Raw genomic sequence first — 14,250 nt, 5'->3', positions numbered from 1 at the left:
GCAGGAACCCCTATGGAACGCATACCAATCCTGCGCATGGGCTCCACCCTCCTGGTCACGATCCAGGTGGACATGCTCGACCAGACCGCCCTGGCCCTGCAGGACGACCTGGCCGAACGCATCGCAAAGACCGGCGCCAGCGGCGTGATGATCGACATCTCGGCGCTGGAGATCGTGGACTCTTTTGTGGGCCGCATTTTGGCCAGCATTTCCGGCATTGCACGCATCCTGTCGGCCACCACCGTCGTCGTGGGCATGCAGCCTGCCGTGGCCATCACCCTGGTGGAGCTGGGCCTGTCGCTGGAGGGCGTGAAAACCGCGCTCAACGTGGAGCGCGGCCTGGAAGTGCTGCGCCGGGCGCGCGAGGAGAGCGGCCTTGTCGGTTGAGCGCGTTGGCACCCTTCCCCTTGCGTCCGAGCAGCAGGTCGTGGCCAGTCGCCAGACGGTGCGCGCGCTGTGCCAGCTCCTGAAGTTGTCATTGGTCGAGCAGACCAAGATGATCACGGCGGCCAGTGAGCTGTCTCGCAACACCCTCATCCATGGCGGAGGAGGGCGCATGCGCTGGGAGGTGCTGCAAGCCGGGCCCCGCATGGGCCTGGTCCTGCATTTTGAAGACGAGGGCCCCGGCATCGCCGATTTGAAGCTGGCCATGACCGATGGCTGGACCTCGGGTTCTGGCATGGGCCTGGGCCTGCCCGGCAGCAAGCGCCTGGTCAGTGATTTCGAGATCGACTCTGCGCCTGGACGCGGGACGCGCGTGAGCATCACCCAATGGAAGTGATACGCAGCTGGATCCACCGCCCCTTCCAGATCACGGACGCGAGCTGTGTGGGGGAGGCGCGGCGCTACTGCGCCCGTGCGGTGCAGGACTGGGACTGGTCCGAGGTGGATGCGGGGCGCCTGTCGCTGGTCGTGACCGAACTGGGCACCAACCTGCTGCGCCATGCCGTGCAGGGCGAGTTGTGGATCGCCATCAAGAACGCAGCGCTGGAGGTGGAGATCATCGCCCTGGACAAGGGCCCCGGCATCGCCGACGTGCAGCGCGCCATCCAGGACGGGGTGTCCACCGGCTCCGGGTCCCCAGGCACGGGCCTGGGAGCGATACGCCGCCTGGCCAACGATTTCAGCATCCATTCGAGCGGCGCGGGGACCTTGTGCCTGGCGCGCGTGCGGCCTGCTGCGCAGGGGCCCCTGGCTCCGCCCAGGCTGGGTGCGGTGAGCCTGGCCGCCCCGGGTGAAACGGTGTGCGGCGATGCCTGGGCCGTTGCCTTCGACGGCGACAAGGTGTCTCTGGTGGTCGCCGATGGCCTGGGCCATGGGCCGCATGCCGCAGTGGCGGCCAACGCTGCGCTGGATGTGTTTGCCAGCAACCCGTTTGCCTCCCTGCAGGCCCTGCTCAACGATGCCCATGCCGGCTTGCAGGCCACACGCGGGGCAGCGCTCCTCGTGCTGCAGATGGACGACACGTCAGGCCTGCAATATGCCGGTGCCGGCAATGTCATGGGGCGTGTCATTTCAGGGGTTTCGGACAAGTCCCTGATGACGCAGCATGGCACCGTGGGGGTGCAGGTCCGCAGGCCCGACGTGGCCAGCATCGAAGTGCCCGCGCACGCCGTGACGGTGGTGCACAGCGATGGCATTGCATCGCGGTGGAAAGCCGACAGCCTGGTGCCGCTGCTGCAGCGCGATCCCGCATTGATTGCGGCCGCTTTGCTCTGGCAGCACACGCGGGGCCGGGACGACGCCACCGTGGTCGTGGTGAAACAGGGAGAATGACCGTGAGCGAAGCGACCCAGGCCGAGCTGGATCAATGCCGCGCCGAAGTTCTGGCGCTGCGCGCCGAACTCGAAGAGACCAACCGCGGCGTGGTGGCGCTCTATGCCGAGCTCGATGAGCAGGCCGAGCAACTCAAGCATGCCACGCAGCTCAAGAGCCGCTTTCTTTCGTACATGAGCCATGAGTTCCGCACGCCCATCGGCGCCACGCTCAGCATTGCGCGGCTTTTGCTCGACCATGTGGATGGCCCGCTCACTGCCGAGCAGGAGCGCCAGGTCGAGTTCATCCAGACGACCTGCCAGGAGTTTTCCAACATGGTCGATGACCTGCTGGACCTGGCCAAGATCGAAGCCGGCCGGGTGGATATTTCCCCCGAGTGGTTCGAGATGATGGACCTTTTCACGGCGCTGCGTGGCATGTTCAAGCCCATCCTGGACAACGCTGCGCTGAACCTGGTGTTCGAGGAGGCAGAAGGCTTGCCCAGGCTGTACACCGATGACCGCAAGCTGTCGCAGATCCTGCGCAACTTCATCTCCAACGCCCTCAAGTTCACGGCGCACGGTGAAGTGCGGGTGTCTGCGGTCCGCGAGGCGGGCGACATGGTGCGCTTTTCCGTGTCCGACACCGGCATCGGCATCGCTCAGGAGCATATTCCGGCCCTTTTCAATGACTTCACCCAGGTGGATGCGCCCATACAGAAACGACTGCGTGGCACCGGACTGGGCCTGGCACTGTCCAGGCAACTGGCCTCCTTGCTCGGGGGATCCATCGAGGTGAGCAGTGTGGTGGGGGAAGGCTCGGTCTTTTCGGTCATCGTGCCCGCGCAGCTGCTGCCGGCAAAAGCCACTGCAGCCGAGTGAGCCATGCCCCATTCTGGAGTGATCTTGCCAAGCCTTGACCGGAGCCTGCACACCGTTCTGGTGGTCGATGACAACCCCGTCACGCGCTATTCCACGGCGCGCGTCATCCGTGCAGCGGGTTTTCAGACCGATGAGGCGGCCACGGGGCGGGCAGCCATCGAAGCCGCTGCCAGGCAAAACATCTCGGCCGTGGTGCTGGATGTCCATCTGCCCGACATGGACGGCTTCGACGTCTGCCGGGTCTTGCGGGCGGACATGCGCACGGCGCTGACCCCGATCATCCATCTGTCTGCCACCTACATGAAGAGCGAGCACAAGGTGGCAGGCCTGAATGCGGGGGCCGACGCCTACATGGTGCACCCGGCCGAGCCGCCCTTGATGGTGGCCACCTTGCAGGCCTTGATACGGGCGCGCACCGCCGAAGAAGAGCTGCGGCGCAGCGAAAGCCGGTTCCGTGCCATCTACGGGCAGGCGCCCGTGGCCATGATGCTGATCGACTCCGCGGGGTGCTTTGCAGACGTGAATCCCGCCGCCGAAGCGCTCATCCAGCGCCCGCGCGGTGAGTTGATCGGCATGGCGGTGGCCGAGCTGGTGCCCGAAGCCTGGAAAGACTTCGTGAAGGCCCGGCTGGAGAGCGCCGAAGACATCGCCTGGAAGGGCGAGTTTCCGATGGTGCGGGGCGATGGGCAGCAGATGCTGCTGGACTGGAGCATGTCCAGCCATGTGGAGCCCGGCGTGCGCATCGGCATTGCATCCGACCTGTCCGAGCGGATCGATTTCGAACGCCGTCGCGAGGAACTCCTGGAGCGCGAACAGGCCGCGCGCGTGCTGGCCGAGCGGCACAGCCGCACCAAGGATGATTTCGTGGCCGTGTTGTCGCACGAACTGCGCACCCCCCTCACGCTGATCACCGGCTGGGTGCACATGCTCAAGCGCCCCAACTGCAGTGCCGACATGCTCAAGCGCGGCATCGACTCGATCGAGCGCGGGGCCAAGGCGCAGGGGCGCATCATTTCCGACATTCTGGATGTCTCCCGCATCGCGTCCGGCAAGCTGCGCCTGCACCGCGAGTGGGCCCACCCGATGGAGCTGACCCGCGTTTCGCTGGATGCGCTGCGCGATCTGGCCCAGGCCAAGGGCATCGTGCTGTCGGTACAGGCCGATGACACCGACGAGCCTGCATGGCTGGACGTCACGCGGTTCCAGCAGATCGTGTGGAACCTGGTGACCAACGCGATCAAGTTCTCCGAGACAGGCGGCACGGTCGAGCTGCGGCTGCTGCGCGATGGGGATGTGCTGACGCTGGTCGTCAAGGACCATGGGGTGGGCATTGCCGATGGATTCCTGCCCTTCCTGTTCGAGCGCTTCACGCAAAGCGGTACCCCCGGAAACCGGGCGCATGGCGGACTGGGCCTGGGCCTTTCCATCGTCAAGCACCTGGTGGAACTGCACCAGGGCAGCATTTCTGCGTTCAGCGAAGGCTCTGGCAAAGGCACTTCCATGACGGCCCGCCTGATGGTGGCCTACGAGGAGCCCAGCGCACCCAGCGAGGGCGGGCAAGCGTTTCCCCTTGGCAAGGAAGTCCGTCTGCTTCAGGGCAAGGACATCCTGGTGGTGGACGACAACGCCGACACCAGCGAAATGCTGAGCATCGTGCTGTCCGACGAAGGTGCGCTCGTGCGCGTCGCAGACAGCTACGAGACTGCCATCGCCCAGTTCGACAAGGCCTGGCCCGACCTGTTCGTGAGCGACATTGGCCTGCCCGGGCGCGACGGCCATGACCTGATCGCCAAGGTCCGGGAGATGGAGGCTGCGGCAGGCCACCCGCGCCTGCGCGCCATTGCCCTCACGGCCTTCGCCCGCCCGCAGGACCGTGATCGCGCCCTCGCCGCAGGCTTCGATCAGCACATGGGAAAGCCTTTGCAGCCGCACCTGCTGCTCCAGGCACTCGCCTGATCGGCCGTGCCGGCAGGTTTTTTGCCTGCATGACATCGCTTGGGGATGCCGTCTGACAAGCCCGGGACGTGGCGCAGCTTATTTTCAGCTACCCACTTCCAAGGAGCATGCCGTGACCATCCAGCCCCCGCCCGCCACCCCTGGCCGCCGCCCTGCCGGCGAGTTCCCGCAGCCCGTTTCGCCATGGGAAAGCCGGGGCCTGCTGTACGCCGAAGTGGTGGGGGCGCTGTTGGTACTGGCCATGGTGCTGGCCAACAGCATGGACCCTGGCTTCTGGCGCAGCAAGGCCGCCGAGGTGCAGGCCCAGGCGGCACCCGCCACGTCGCTGGCAAAGGCCGCCGGGCCGTCCGATTCCTCCGAATGACGGGCATGCCATGCCCTGCATGGCCTGCACATCCCGAGACCCCGCGCTGCGCAACAGGCGCAGCCGACACTGCTTCGGCGGTGCCGTCTCTTACCCGGGCCCGCCAGCCCGCGTGCGGTCGGTCTGCCCGTCCATCATGTCGCGCACCTTCCGGGCCAGGGCCGTGAGCTCGAAGGGTTTGGTCATGACCTCCATGCCGGCATCGAGCAGGCCGTTGCCCACCGCCGCGTTCTGGGCGAAGCCGGTGATGAACAGCACTTTCAATTCAGGCCGGTCCTGGCGGGCTGCGTCCGCCACCTGGCGGCCGTTGAGCCCGCCGGGCAGGCCCACGTCGGTGATCAGCAGGTCCACGCGGCGCATGGCTTGCAGGGTGCGCAGGGCGCTCGCGCCATCGTGGGCCTCGACCACCAGGTAGCCAGCATCCTTGAGCACTTCCACGGTCAGCGTGCGGATGGTGCTTTCGTCCTCCACCACCAGAAGGGTCTCGCCCTCGCCCTGCTGCACGGTATCGGCGGTGCCGTCGGCCGCGTCTTCGAGCACCTGGCCGTCATGGCGCGGCAGGTACAGGCGCATGGTGGTGCCCACGCCCACCTCGGACTGCACGCGCACATGGCCGCCCGACTGGCGCACGAAGCCATACACCATCGACAGGCCCAGGCCCGTGCCCTGGCCGGTGGGCTTGGTGGTGAAGAAGGGGTCGAAGATCTGCTCGATCAGCTCGGCCGGCATGCCCGAGCCGGTGTCGGTGACCGAGAGGCACACGTAGTCCGCAGCAGGCAGGCCCAGGCTGCGCAGCACATCGTTCGTGGCCGCAATGTTGGCCGTGGCGATGGACAGGTTCCCGCCGCCGGGCAGCATGGCGTCGCGCGCGTTGATGCACAGGTTGAGCAGCGAGTTCTCCAGTTGCGAGGGGTCCACCCGGGTGGTCCAAAGGTCCTCGGCGGCCGTGCACTCGACCTGCACGTCCGGCCCCACCGAGCGGCGCACCAGCTCTTCGAGCCCGGCCACCAGCCGGTTGAGGTCGGTGGCCCTGGGGTCCAGCGTCTGGCGCCGGGCAAAGGCCAGCAGCCGCTGGGTCAGCGCGGCGGCGCGCTTGACGGAGTCCTGGCCCATCGCGATGTAGCGCTCGGCCTGGTCGAGCTTGCCCTGGCGCATGCGCACCTTGAGCACCTGCAGGCTGGCGCTCACGGCGCCCAGCAGGTTGTTGAAGTCGTGCGCGATGCCGCCCGTGAGCTGGCCCACGGCCTCCATCTTCTGCGACTGGCGCAGCGCCTCTTCCACCGCCATCAGCTCGCCCGTGCGCGCCGCCACGGCGGCTTCCAGGTTTTCATTCGCATCGCGCAGCCGGGCCTCGCTCAGCGCCAGTGCATTGGCGCTGCGCACCCGCTCGGAAACGGAGCGGATACGCTCGGCAAACTCGCGCACGAAGTCGATTTCCTCGCTGCTCCAGTGGCGCGCGTCGGCATGGTGCAGGAACAGGATGGCCACGAGCTTGCCCTGCTCGATCAGCGGCAGGCTCAGCAAGGCGCGCACACCTTGCGTATCGAGCGTGCCCTCGGGGTAGCGGTCCGGGTCGGCCCCGGTGTCGGCCACCACCAGCGGTTCTCCCTGCCACAGGCCATCGGCGACGGAACCCAGGTCGTGCATGCGCCAGGTGCCTGCCAGTGTGGCCAGGCCATGCACGCACCAGTCCTGGTCGATGGTGCACAGCTCGCCGGTGCCATCGATGGTGCCGTAGCATACACGCGCCAGGCGCAGTGTCTCGCCCAGCAGGCGCGCCGCTTCCCGCGCCATGCCCGGCAGGTCGCCCACCTCGCGCAGTCGCTCTGGCAGGCGCGCCAGCAGGTTGCGCCAGTGCTCCGCGCGCCGGCGCTGGGTGATGTCGCGCACCACCGCCAGCGAGCCCAGGGGCCGGCCCAGCGGGCCAAGCAGGGGCGAGACCACGGCCTCGACATCGATCAGCCGGCCATCGTTCAGGCGGTGCAATGTGCCCAGGGTGGCCAGCGCCCCGGGGTCGGCAGGTGGCACATCCGGCTCGCCCAGGCCGGGCATCTCGGTAAAGATGAATTGCCGGGGCTGCCCCAGCACATCGGAGGACCGCACGCCATAGAGCTGCTCGGCGGCGGCGTTGATGTACATCACCAGCCCATCCTGGTCGAAAGCGAAGACGGCATCCTCCATCTGGCCCAGCACGTCCTGGCGCAACTGGTCGGTGGCTGCGTGTGCGCTCTCCAGCGTGTAGATGGCGTTGTTGACCACGAGCGCATCCACATCGCCGGTGTGGATGGCATGCAGCGTTTCCTCAAGCTCCTGCAGCCGCAGCCGCAGCGTGGCGTTCTCGGCGGCCAAGTCGGTCTGGATGCCCAGGCCCGGGGTGGGGTCGAATCCGTCGGCCGTCATGCGGCCCCCCGTGCGGGCAGCACGCCGAAGGCCCTGCGCAGGCGGTCCAGGTCCGACAGGTCGCCGATGAAGCGGCGCTGCGGCAGCGGCGCCAGGCGCAGCAAGGTGGGCGAGACGATGATCTGGTCGGCACGCGCTAGATCCACATGCTCGGCGATGTTCAGCACCGTGAGCTGGTGGGTGCCGGGATACGCTTCGTTCAGGATGCGGCGCGCATTGGCAATGGCGCGCAGTGAGATCGGAGACGCCATGCTCACGTAGAGCCGGTAGTCGTTGGGCGGCGAAACCTCGGCGGGCGGAGCGGGCTGGGCATGCGGGGTTCCGATAGTGGCCATGGAGTTCAAACGAGGGGCTTCACATCGAGCCCGACGAGCACGCGCTCTTCGTTCGACAGGTCGCCGATGATCTTGCGGATCGGCTCGGGGAACTTGCGCACCAGGGTGGGCACGGCCAGGATCTGGTCGCCCGCCGCCAACTGCGGGTTGAGCAGCAGGTCCACGACTTCGATGCTGTAGCGCCCGGCCAGGTGCGTCTCGCACAGGCGCTTGAGGTTGTCCAGCGCGGCGCTGGACCGGGGGGTGGAGCCGGCCACATACAGCCTGAGCTGCCACTCGGGTTTCAGCGGCGCGGCAGCGGGCCTTTCGCGCAGGGTAGTGGGGCTTGCCATATCGATCATCCTTTGCCCGACGCGGGTTGGTAGGCGGCCTTGCCGCCGGTGCTGGCGGTACCGCGCCTGGCCGCAATGCTGCGGGCACGTTCCTGCGCGCCCAGGGCCTCCATGGTTTCGCGCTCGATGGCGAACTCGACCTCTCCGGCCCGCTCCAGCAACTGCGCATTCAGCGCCGCGATCTGCGCGTCCAGCGCTTCGCGGCGGTTGGCCAGATCGCGCAGGCGGCGCTCGTGGTCGCGCCCGCGCAGCTCATTGGCGGCCTGCACCTGCGCCTCGTGCGCGATGCGTGCCGTGCCGGTGAGCACCTGGTCGCCGTAGAGGTACACGTCCACCAGGTCCACCCCCTTGTCGGAGAACACGAACTCGCGCACCTGGTTGGAGTGGGGCATGCCGCGCGACTTGAGCACCTGCAGCGTGCGCGTGCGCTCGCCGTTGACGGCCACATTGGCCAGCAGCAGCCAGCTGTCCATGAGCGAGGACACGCCGACCTCCGATGTGGCGACGGGAAGCGGCGCCGCATCCGCCGTGAGGCTGGTGAACAGCGCCGTGGTCCCCTCTGTCTTGAGGAAGTCGATGAGCCGCATCAGCGTTTGCTTGAGGCCGGAGTCATCCCTTTGCGAGGTCAGGTTGCTGATCGGGTCCACGGCCACTGCCTGCGGCTGGAATTCGCGCACCAGGTCGTACATGTGCACCAGGTGCTGCTCCAGCCCCTGCAGGGTGGGGCGGGTCGATTCGATGCGGAGCAGGTCCTTGTCCACCCAGCGGCGCAGATTCAGGCCGATGGATTCCATGTTGCGCAGCAGCTGGCTTTCGGATTCCTCGTAGGCGAACAGAACGGCCTTCTCGCCGCGCGCACATGCGGCGTTCACGAAGCTGGCGGCAATGCTGCTTTTGCCTGTGCCGGGTGCCCCCGATACCAGCAGGCTGCTGCCCCGGAAGAGGCCCCGGCCATCGAGCATGTCGTCAAGCCCGCCGATGCCGGTGGACACGCGCTCACGCGACGCCTGGTGGTCGAGCGCCAGCGAGGTAATGGGCAGTACCGACAGGCCGGTGCGACCGATCAGAAAGGGGTACTCGTTGGTGCCATGGGCCGAGCCGCGGTACTTCACCACGCGCAGGCGGCGGGTGGAAACCTGGTCATCGATGCGGTGGTCCAGCAGGATCACGCAATCGGCCACGTACTCCTCCAGCCCGTAGCGCGTAAAGGCGCTCTCGCCGCGCTCGGCGGTGATGATGGCTGTGACGCCCTTGTCCTTGAGCCAGCGGAACAGACGGCGCAACTCGGCGCGCAGGATGGCGTGGTTGGGCACGCCCGCGAACAATGCCTCCACGGTGTCGAGCACCACGCGCTTGGCACCGATCGAATCGATGGCGTAGCCCAGGCGGATGAACAGGCCTTCGAGGTCGTACTCGCCGGTCTCCTCGATCTCGCTGCGCTCCACGCGCACGAAGTCCAGCACCAGCCTCTTTTGCCGCTGCAGCGCATCGAGGTCGAAGCCCAGCGAGCGCATGTTCTGGACCAGCTCCTCGGTCGACTCCTCGAACATCATGAAGACGCCAGGCTCTGCATATTCCGTGGCGCCCTTGACGAGAAATTCCGCCGCCAGCATGGTCTTGCCACAGCCCGCTGCACCGCACACCAGGGTGGGGCGCCCCGCAGGCAGGCCGCCCTCGGTGATGTCATCGAGGCCAGCGATGCCGGTGGGCGACTTGGCAATGCCAGCGGGCGTTGCCAAGGGGGCTTTCTTCTGGGGGCGGGTAGCGGCCATCGGTGGGTGATCAGCGGGTGGATGCAAGGAGGGTGGGGGGCCGACACATGGGCCACTGAGACGTGACCGGATGCAGGCATCGTAGAAAAGCCGTGCCCCCACCGCTGTAGGACACGGCCGGATTGCACTGCGCGGCAGCGCCGGTGCCCTTGCGCCCACGCGGTTCAGGCCGCAGAATTTGCCAGGCAGGCTGCCGTGGCAGCCAGCGCCGTGTTTCATCCGCCCCTACCCACGGAGGTTGCCATCGCACACGCGCCCGGTCAGGACCAGCTGCAGAAAGTGCGCTGCTACACCCTCTTCTTCCCGGGGGGCCGGGTGTATGCGGGCGATACCGAAGGGCACCTGATCGCATTGGCACTCGTCACCCAGCGGCAGGGCCGCTACAGCTACACGCTGGAGGGCAACGGAGTCTCGGGTGGCGGGCTGGAGAGTGCCCATGCCTTGCTCGAAGCCGTCGCCAGCCACCTTACGGCGGATTTCGTCGAAACGCAGTTCCAACACAGCGCCGATCTGGCCCGGGCCGATGTTTTCGATCTGACCGCCGGGCCACACCTGAACATCCGACTGCAGGCGCCGTGAACGGCTGATCGGGCATTTTGCCGGGGGGGGGAGCGGCATCTGTCCTACAAGGCGGGCCCGGGGGTGAATGTTACTTTCCAGAGCACCCTTTGGAAAGGAAACACGCCATGAGCGACGACAAGAGCAAGACCGCCCAGGACCGCCATTTCATCAACCTCAGCGAGCCCTATGAAGTGCGCGACTGGACCAACAGCCTGGGCGTGACCGAGGCACAGCTGCGCGAAGCCGTGGCTGCGGTCGGGTCGTCGGCCGACAAGGTGCGCGACTACCTGGGCCACGCGCGCTGAAGGGCATCGCGATGGCCCAGGCAAAAGAGGACGAAGGCCAGGCACCCACTTCCACGCGCACGATGTGGAAGGGGGCGATCAGCTTTGGCCTGGTGCACATTCCCGTCGGCCTGTATTCGGCCACGCTGAGCTCGGGCATCGACTTCGACTGGCTGGACAAGCGCTCGATGGAGCCCGTGGGCTACAAGCGCGTGAACAAGGTCACGGGCAAGGAGATCGCCACGGCCGACATCGTCAAGGGCATCGAGTACGAGGACGGGCACTACGTGGTGCTCACCCCCGAGGAAATCGCCGCTGCCTACCCCAGGATCACGCAGACCATCGAGATCGAGACCTTTCTCGACGCCGACGAGATCCCCTTCGTCTACCTGGAGCGGCCCTACTACACGGCCCCGCTCAAGCGCGGCGAAAAGGTCTACGCCCTGCTGCGCGAGGCTCTGCGCCAGAGCAACAAGGTGGGCGTGGCCAAGGTGGTCATACAGACCAAGCAGCACCTGGCAGTGCTGATCCCGTGCGGGCGTGCCCTGATCCTGAACCTGCTGCGCTGGGGCGGCGAGATCCGCTCGTTCGAGCAGCTCAACCTGCCGCCGCTGGATGCCAAGGCCGCCGGCATCAAGCCGGCCGAGATGGACATGGCGCTGCAGCTCATCGACGACATGACCCAGCCCTGGGACGCCGATGCGTTTCGCAACTCGTTTGCGCAGGAGATCCACAAGCTCGTCGAGACCAAGGTCGCATCGGGCGAGACGGCGGCGGTGGTCAAGGTGGACAGCGGCAAGGAAAGCGCCCCGGCCGGTGCCGACGTGCTGGACCTGACGGCGCTGCTCAAGCGCAGCCTGGGCGGCAAGGGCGGTGCATCGGCCAAGGGCCAGGCAGCTTCGGTGACGCCGCTGCCCAGCAGCGCCCGCAAGGCTGCGGCCAAGAAGGCCCCGGCGAAGAAGAAAGCCCCCGCCAAAAAGGCCGCCACCAAGAAGGCGACTACAGCGAAGGCCGCCACAGCGAAGGCGCCCGCGCGCCGCGCCGCCTGAGAGCCCAGCCCCATTCAGTCCATGGCCGACTCCCTCGCCCTCTACCAGCAAAAGCGCAACTTCGCTATCACGCCCGAGCCGGCCGAGGGCGGAGCGCCCGGCGCCGGGGCGCTGCAGTACGTGATCCAGAAGCACTGGGCCAGCCGCCTGCATTACGACCTGCGCCTGGAGCTCGATGGCACCATGAAGAGCTGGGCCGTGCCCAAGGGGCCGAGCCTCGACCCGGCCGACAAGCGCATGGCCGTGCAGGTGGAGGACCACCCGATCTCGTACAACAGCTTCGAAGGCCAGATTCCGCCCAAACAGTACGGCGCCGGCAAGGTCATCGTCTGGGACCGGGGCTACTGGGTGCCCGTGGGCGATGCAGCCGAGGGCTACCGCAAGGGCAAGCTCAAGTTCGAACTGCATGGCCACAAGCTCAAGGGCCACTGGACCCTGGTGCGCATGCATGGCAAGGGCGGTGAGAAGCAGCCGCCCTGGCTGTTGATCAAGGAGCACGATGACTTCGAGCGGCCCGCGGCCGAATTCAGCGTCGTCGAGGAGATGCCCGACAGCGTGACGTCGCTGGCGCCCCTGGCGCCGCCCGGGCCTGCAGGCATTGCCCGCGCAGAGGCAGCGCCGGCCAGGCCCGCGAAGATGGCCAAGGTTCCGCTGCCCGACACCCTGGCCCCCCAGCTGGCCACTCTGGTCGACAAGCCGCCGGCCGACACCACGGACTGGCTCTGGGAACTCAAGTTCGACGGCTACCGCCTGCTGGCGCGGGTGCACAAGCGCTCCGTGCGCCTGTTTACGCGCAACGGCAACGACTGGACGCACCGCATGCCCCAACTGGTCGAGGCCATCGGCCGATTGCCCTTGCAGTCCGGCTGGCTCGACGGTGAGGTGGTGGCCGTGGACGAGCACGGCACGCCCGACTTTCAGATGCTGCAGAACGCCTTTGACGCCAGCGTGGCCAAGGACCTGGTGTATTACGTGTTCGATCTGCCCTATGCCGACGGCAACGACCTGCGCAGCCTGCCGGTGGTGGAGCGCCGCGAGAGGCTGCGCACCGTGCTGCAGGGGGCGAAGACCGACAGCGTGCGCCTGAGTGAAGGCTTCGAGGCCAGGCCCTCGGACCTGGTCTCATCGGCCTGCCATCTGGGCTTCGAGGGCGTGATCGGCAAGCGCAAGTCGGCGCCCTATGTCTCCCGGCGCAATGCCGACTGGATCAAGCTCAAGTGCGGCCAGCGCCAGGAGTTCGTGGTCTGCGGCTACACCGATCCGCAGGGCTCGCGCACCGGCATCGGCTCGCTGCTGCTCGGCGTGCACGGCGACGATGGCGCGCTGCGCTATGCCGGCAACGTGGGGTCGGGCTTCAGCGAGCGCACGCTGCAGGAGCTGCACACCAGGCTCACCGCGCTGGCCACCGCCAAGAGCCCCTTCCCCGAGGGCACCGCCACAGCCAAGAAGGCGCATTGGGTCAAGCCGCGCCTGATTGCCGAGGTGTCGTTCGCCGAGTGGACCAAGGAAGGGCGCATCCGCCATTCGGTGTTCCACGGCCTGCGCGCGGACAAGCCCGCGCGCGCCATCGTGCAGGAGAAGCCCCAGGCCATGCAAGCCATCGACAACCAGAAGAACCCGGCCCGCAAGGCGGGTGCGGCCAAGGCCTCCGAGGCGCTGCTGCCCGACGCGCTGCGCATCTCGCACCCCGACCGCGTGATCGACCCCTCCACCGGCATCACCAAGATCGAACTGGTGCGCTACTACGCCACCGTGGCGCCGCTGATGGTAGAGCACTTGAAGGGCCGACCCGTGTCGCTGGTGCGGGCGCCCGATGGCGTGGGGGGCGAGCTGTTCTTCCAGAAGCACCTGGACAAGGGCCGCATGGAGGGCGTGAACTTGCTCGACCCGGCGCTCGATGCCGGCCACGCGCCGCTGCTGGAGGTGGCCAAACCCGAGGGCCTGCTGTCAGCCGCGCAGATGAACGTGGTGGAGTTCCACACCTGGAACGCGCGCAAGGACCGCATCGAGCGCCCCGACCGCATGACCTTCGACCTCGACCCAGGCGAGGGCGTGCCCTGGGAGCAGGTGCTGGAGGCCGCCCAACTGGTGCAGGTGATGCTGCAGGAGCTGCACCTGCCGGCCTTTCTCAAGACCAGCGGCGGCAAGGGCCTGCACGTGGTGGTACCCCTCAAGCGGCTGCAGGGCTGGGACGCGGTCAAGGGCTTCTCGCAGGCCGTGGTGCAGCACCTGGCCGACACCATACCCGCACGCTTCGTGGCCAAGAGTGGCCCGCGCAACCGGGTGGGCAAGATCTTCGTGGACTACCTGCGCAATGGGCGTGGTGCCACCACGGTGAGCGCGTGGTCCGCGCGCTCGCGCGAGGGCATGGGCATCTCGGTGCCCGTGGCCTGGAAGGAACTGGGCACGCTCACCAGTGGCGCGCACTGGACGGTGCGCACCGTGGGCGAGCGCCTGCGCCAGGGCAATGCGCCCTGGGAGGGCTATGCGGCCGCCGCAGCATCCCTATCGGGTGCCATGCGCCTGCTGGGGTATGCGCCCAAGGATTGACCCCTGCCTCT

General features: G+C 67.4%; 14 protein-coding genes. 10 read left to right on the top strand and 4 right to left on the bottom strand.

The annotated features are described in order from the left end of the window. The first annotated feature begins 12 nt into the window (after positions 1 to 12). The 6 genes from U5N23_RS15370 (at position 13) to U5N23_RS15345 (ending at position 4,956) form a co-directional block, all read left to right on the top strand. The gene (locus U5N23_RS15370) at positions 13 to 387 is read left to right on the top strand and encodes an STAS domain-containing protein (protein ID WP_322593653.1); all 375 of its coding nucleotides are present in this window, start codon (positions 13 to 15) and stop codon (positions 385 to 387) included. Continuing rightward, complete coding sequence (locus U5N23_RS15365) at positions 377 to 781, top strand: anti-sigma regulatory factor (RefSeq protein ID WP_322593652.1); 405 nt, start codon at positions 377 to 379, stop codon at positions 779 to 781. Before U5N23_RS15370 ends, U5N23_RS15365 begins: the two co-directional genes overlap by 11 nt. Further along, positions 772 to 1,776 carry an ATP-binding protein gene (locus U5N23_RS15360; protein WP_322593651.1) on the top strand — a complete coding sequence of 335 codons (1,005 nt, stop codon included), beginning with the start codon at positions 772 to 774 and terminating at the stop codon, positions 1,774 to 1,776. Before U5N23_RS15365 ends, U5N23_RS15360 begins: the two co-directional genes overlap by 10 nt. Next, positions 1,773 to 2,636, top strand: a complete 864-nt coding sequence (locus tag U5N23_RS15355; RefSeq protein ID WP_322593650.1) for a sensor histidine kinase — start codon at positions 1,773 to 1,775, stop codon at positions 2,634 to 2,636. The genes U5N23_RS15360 and U5N23_RS15355 overlap by 4 nt, the downstream gene beginning before the upstream one ends. A 3-nt stretch (positions 2,637 to 2,639) precedes the next feature. Beyond that, positions 2,640 to 4,592 (top strand): response regulator, encoded by a 1,953-nt coding sequence (locus tag U5N23_RS15350; protein ID WP_322593649.1) that lies wholly within the window; start codon positions 2,640 to 2,642, stop codon positions 4,590 to 4,592. A gap of 112 nt (positions 4,593 to 4,704) precedes the next feature. Beyond that, positions 4,705 to 4,956, top strand: coding sequence for a hypothetical protein (locus tag U5N23_RS15345; RefSeq protein WP_322593648.1), 252 nt, complete (start codon positions 4,705 to 4,707; stop codon positions 4,954 to 4,956). A 90-nt stretch (positions 4,957 to 5,046) separates the two neighbouring features. Here U5N23_RS15345 and U5N23_RS15340 read toward each other — a convergent pair whose 3' ends face one another. The 4 genes from U5N23_RS15340 to kaiC are packed head-to-tail and all read right to left on the bottom strand — an operon-like array spanning position 5,047 to position 9,762. Next, positions 5,047 to 7,356, bottom strand: a complete 2,310-nt coding sequence (locus U5N23_RS15340; RefSeq protein WP_322593647.1) for an ATP-binding protein — start codon at positions 7,354 to 7,356, stop codon at positions 5,047 to 5,049. Then, positions 7,353 to 7,691, bottom strand: a complete 339-nt coding sequence (locus tag U5N23_RS15335) for a circadian clock KaiB family protein (RefSeq protein WP_322593646.1) — start codon at positions 7,689 to 7,691, stop codon at positions 7,353 to 7,355. The genes U5N23_RS15340 and U5N23_RS15335 overlap by 4 nt, the downstream gene beginning before the upstream one ends. 5 nt (positions 7,692 to 7,696) lie before the next feature. Then, the gene (locus U5N23_RS15330; RefSeq protein ID WP_322593645.1) at positions 7,697 to 8,023 is read right to left on the bottom strand and encodes a circadian clock KaiB family protein; all 327 of its coding nucleotides are present in this window, start codon (positions 8,021 to 8,023) and stop codon (positions 7,697 to 7,699) included. A gap of 5 nt (positions 8,024 to 8,028) precedes the next feature. Beyond that, positions 8,029 to 9,762 (bottom strand): circadian clock protein KaiC, encoded by a 1,734-nt coding sequence (kaiC, locus tag U5N23_RS15325; protein ID WP_322593644.1) that lies wholly within the window; start codon positions 9,760 to 9,762, stop codon positions 8,029 to 8,031. A 228-nt stretch (positions 9,763 to 9,990) separates the two neighbouring features. On the opposite strand from kaiC, the gene U5N23_RS15320 reads away from it, so the two are divergent. The 4 genes from U5N23_RS15320 (at position 9,991) to ligD (ending at position 14,239) form a co-directional block, all read left to right on the top strand. Continuing rightward, positions 9,991 to 10,374, top strand: a complete 384-nt coding sequence (locus tag U5N23_RS15320) for a hypothetical protein (protein WP_322593643.1) — start codon at positions 9,991 to 9,993, stop codon at positions 10,372 to 10,374. A 107-nt stretch (positions 10,375 to 10,481) separates the two neighbouring features. Then, on the top strand, positions 10,482 to 10,661 hold the full coding sequence (locus U5N23_RS15315; RefSeq protein ID WP_322593642.1) for a DUF3606 domain-containing protein: 180 nt from the start codon (positions 10,482 to 10,484) through the stop codon (positions 10,659 to 10,661). A gap of 11 nt (positions 10,662 to 10,672) precedes the next feature. After that, on the top strand, positions 10,673 to 11,689 hold the full coding sequence (locus U5N23_RS15310; protein WP_322593641.1) for a Ku protein: 1,017 nt from the start codon (positions 10,673 to 10,675) through the stop codon (positions 11,687 to 11,689). Between the two features lie 21 nt (positions 11,690 to 11,710). Then, the gene (gene ligD / locus U5N23_RS15305; RefSeq protein WP_322593640.1) at positions 11,711 to 14,239 is read left to right on the top strand and encodes a DNA ligase D; all 2,529 of its coding nucleotides are present in this window, start codon (positions 11,711 to 11,713) and stop codon (positions 14,237 to 14,239) included. Positions 14,240 to 14,250 lie beyond the last annotated feature (11 nt).

Origin of the sequence: Acidovorax sp. (assembly GCF_034519795.1) — a bacterium.
Lineage (GTDB): Bacteria > Pseudomonadota > Gammaproteobacteria > Burkholderiales > Burkholderiaceae_C > Acidovorax.
Note: the sequence above shows the minus strand (reverse complement) of the source record. Positions and strands in the feature narration are given on the sequence as shown.

Excerpts from the sequence above, each read along its gene's own strand:
- U5N23_RS15370 (WP_322593653.1), top strand. The coding sequence starts at position 13 with ATGGAACGCATACCAATCCTGCGCATGGGCTCCACCCTCCTGGTCACG.
- U5N23_RS15360 (WP_322593651.1), top strand. The coding sequence starts at position 772 with ATGGAAGTGATACGCAGCTGGATCCACCGCCCCTTCCAGATCACGGAC.
- U5N23_RS15355 (WP_322593650.1), top strand. The coding sequence starts at position 1,773 with ATGACCGTGAGCGAAGCGACCCAGGCCGAGCTGGATCAATGCCGCGCC.
- U5N23_RS15350 (WP_322593649.1), top strand. The coding sequence starts at position 2,640 with ATGCCCCATTCTGGAGTGATCTTGCCAAGCCTTGACCGGAGCCTGCAC.
- U5N23_RS15340 (WP_322593647.1), bottom strand. The coding sequence starts at position 7,356 with ATGACGGCCGACGGATTCGACCCCACCCCGGGCCTGGGCATCCAGACC.
- U5N23_RS15335 (WP_322593646.1), bottom strand. The coding sequence starts at position 7,691 with ATGGCCACTATCGGAACCCCGCATGCCCAGCCCGCTCCGCCCGCCGAG.
- U5N23_RS15330 (WP_322593645.1), bottom strand. The coding sequence starts at position 8,023 with ATGGCAAGCCCCACTACCCTGCGCGAAAGGCCCGCTGCCGCGCCGCTG.
- U5N23_RS15315 (WP_322593642.1), top strand. The coding sequence starts at position 10,482 with ATGAGCGACGACAAGAGCAAGACCGCCCAGGACCGCCATTTCATCAAC.
- U5N23_RS15310 (WP_322593641.1), top strand. The coding sequence starts at position 10,673 with ATGGCCCAGGCAAAAGAGGACGAAGGCCAGGCACCCACTTCCACGCGC.
- ligD (WP_322593640.1), top strand. The coding sequence starts at position 11,711 with ATGGCCGACTCCCTCGCCCTCTACCAGCAAAAGCGCAACTTCGCTATC.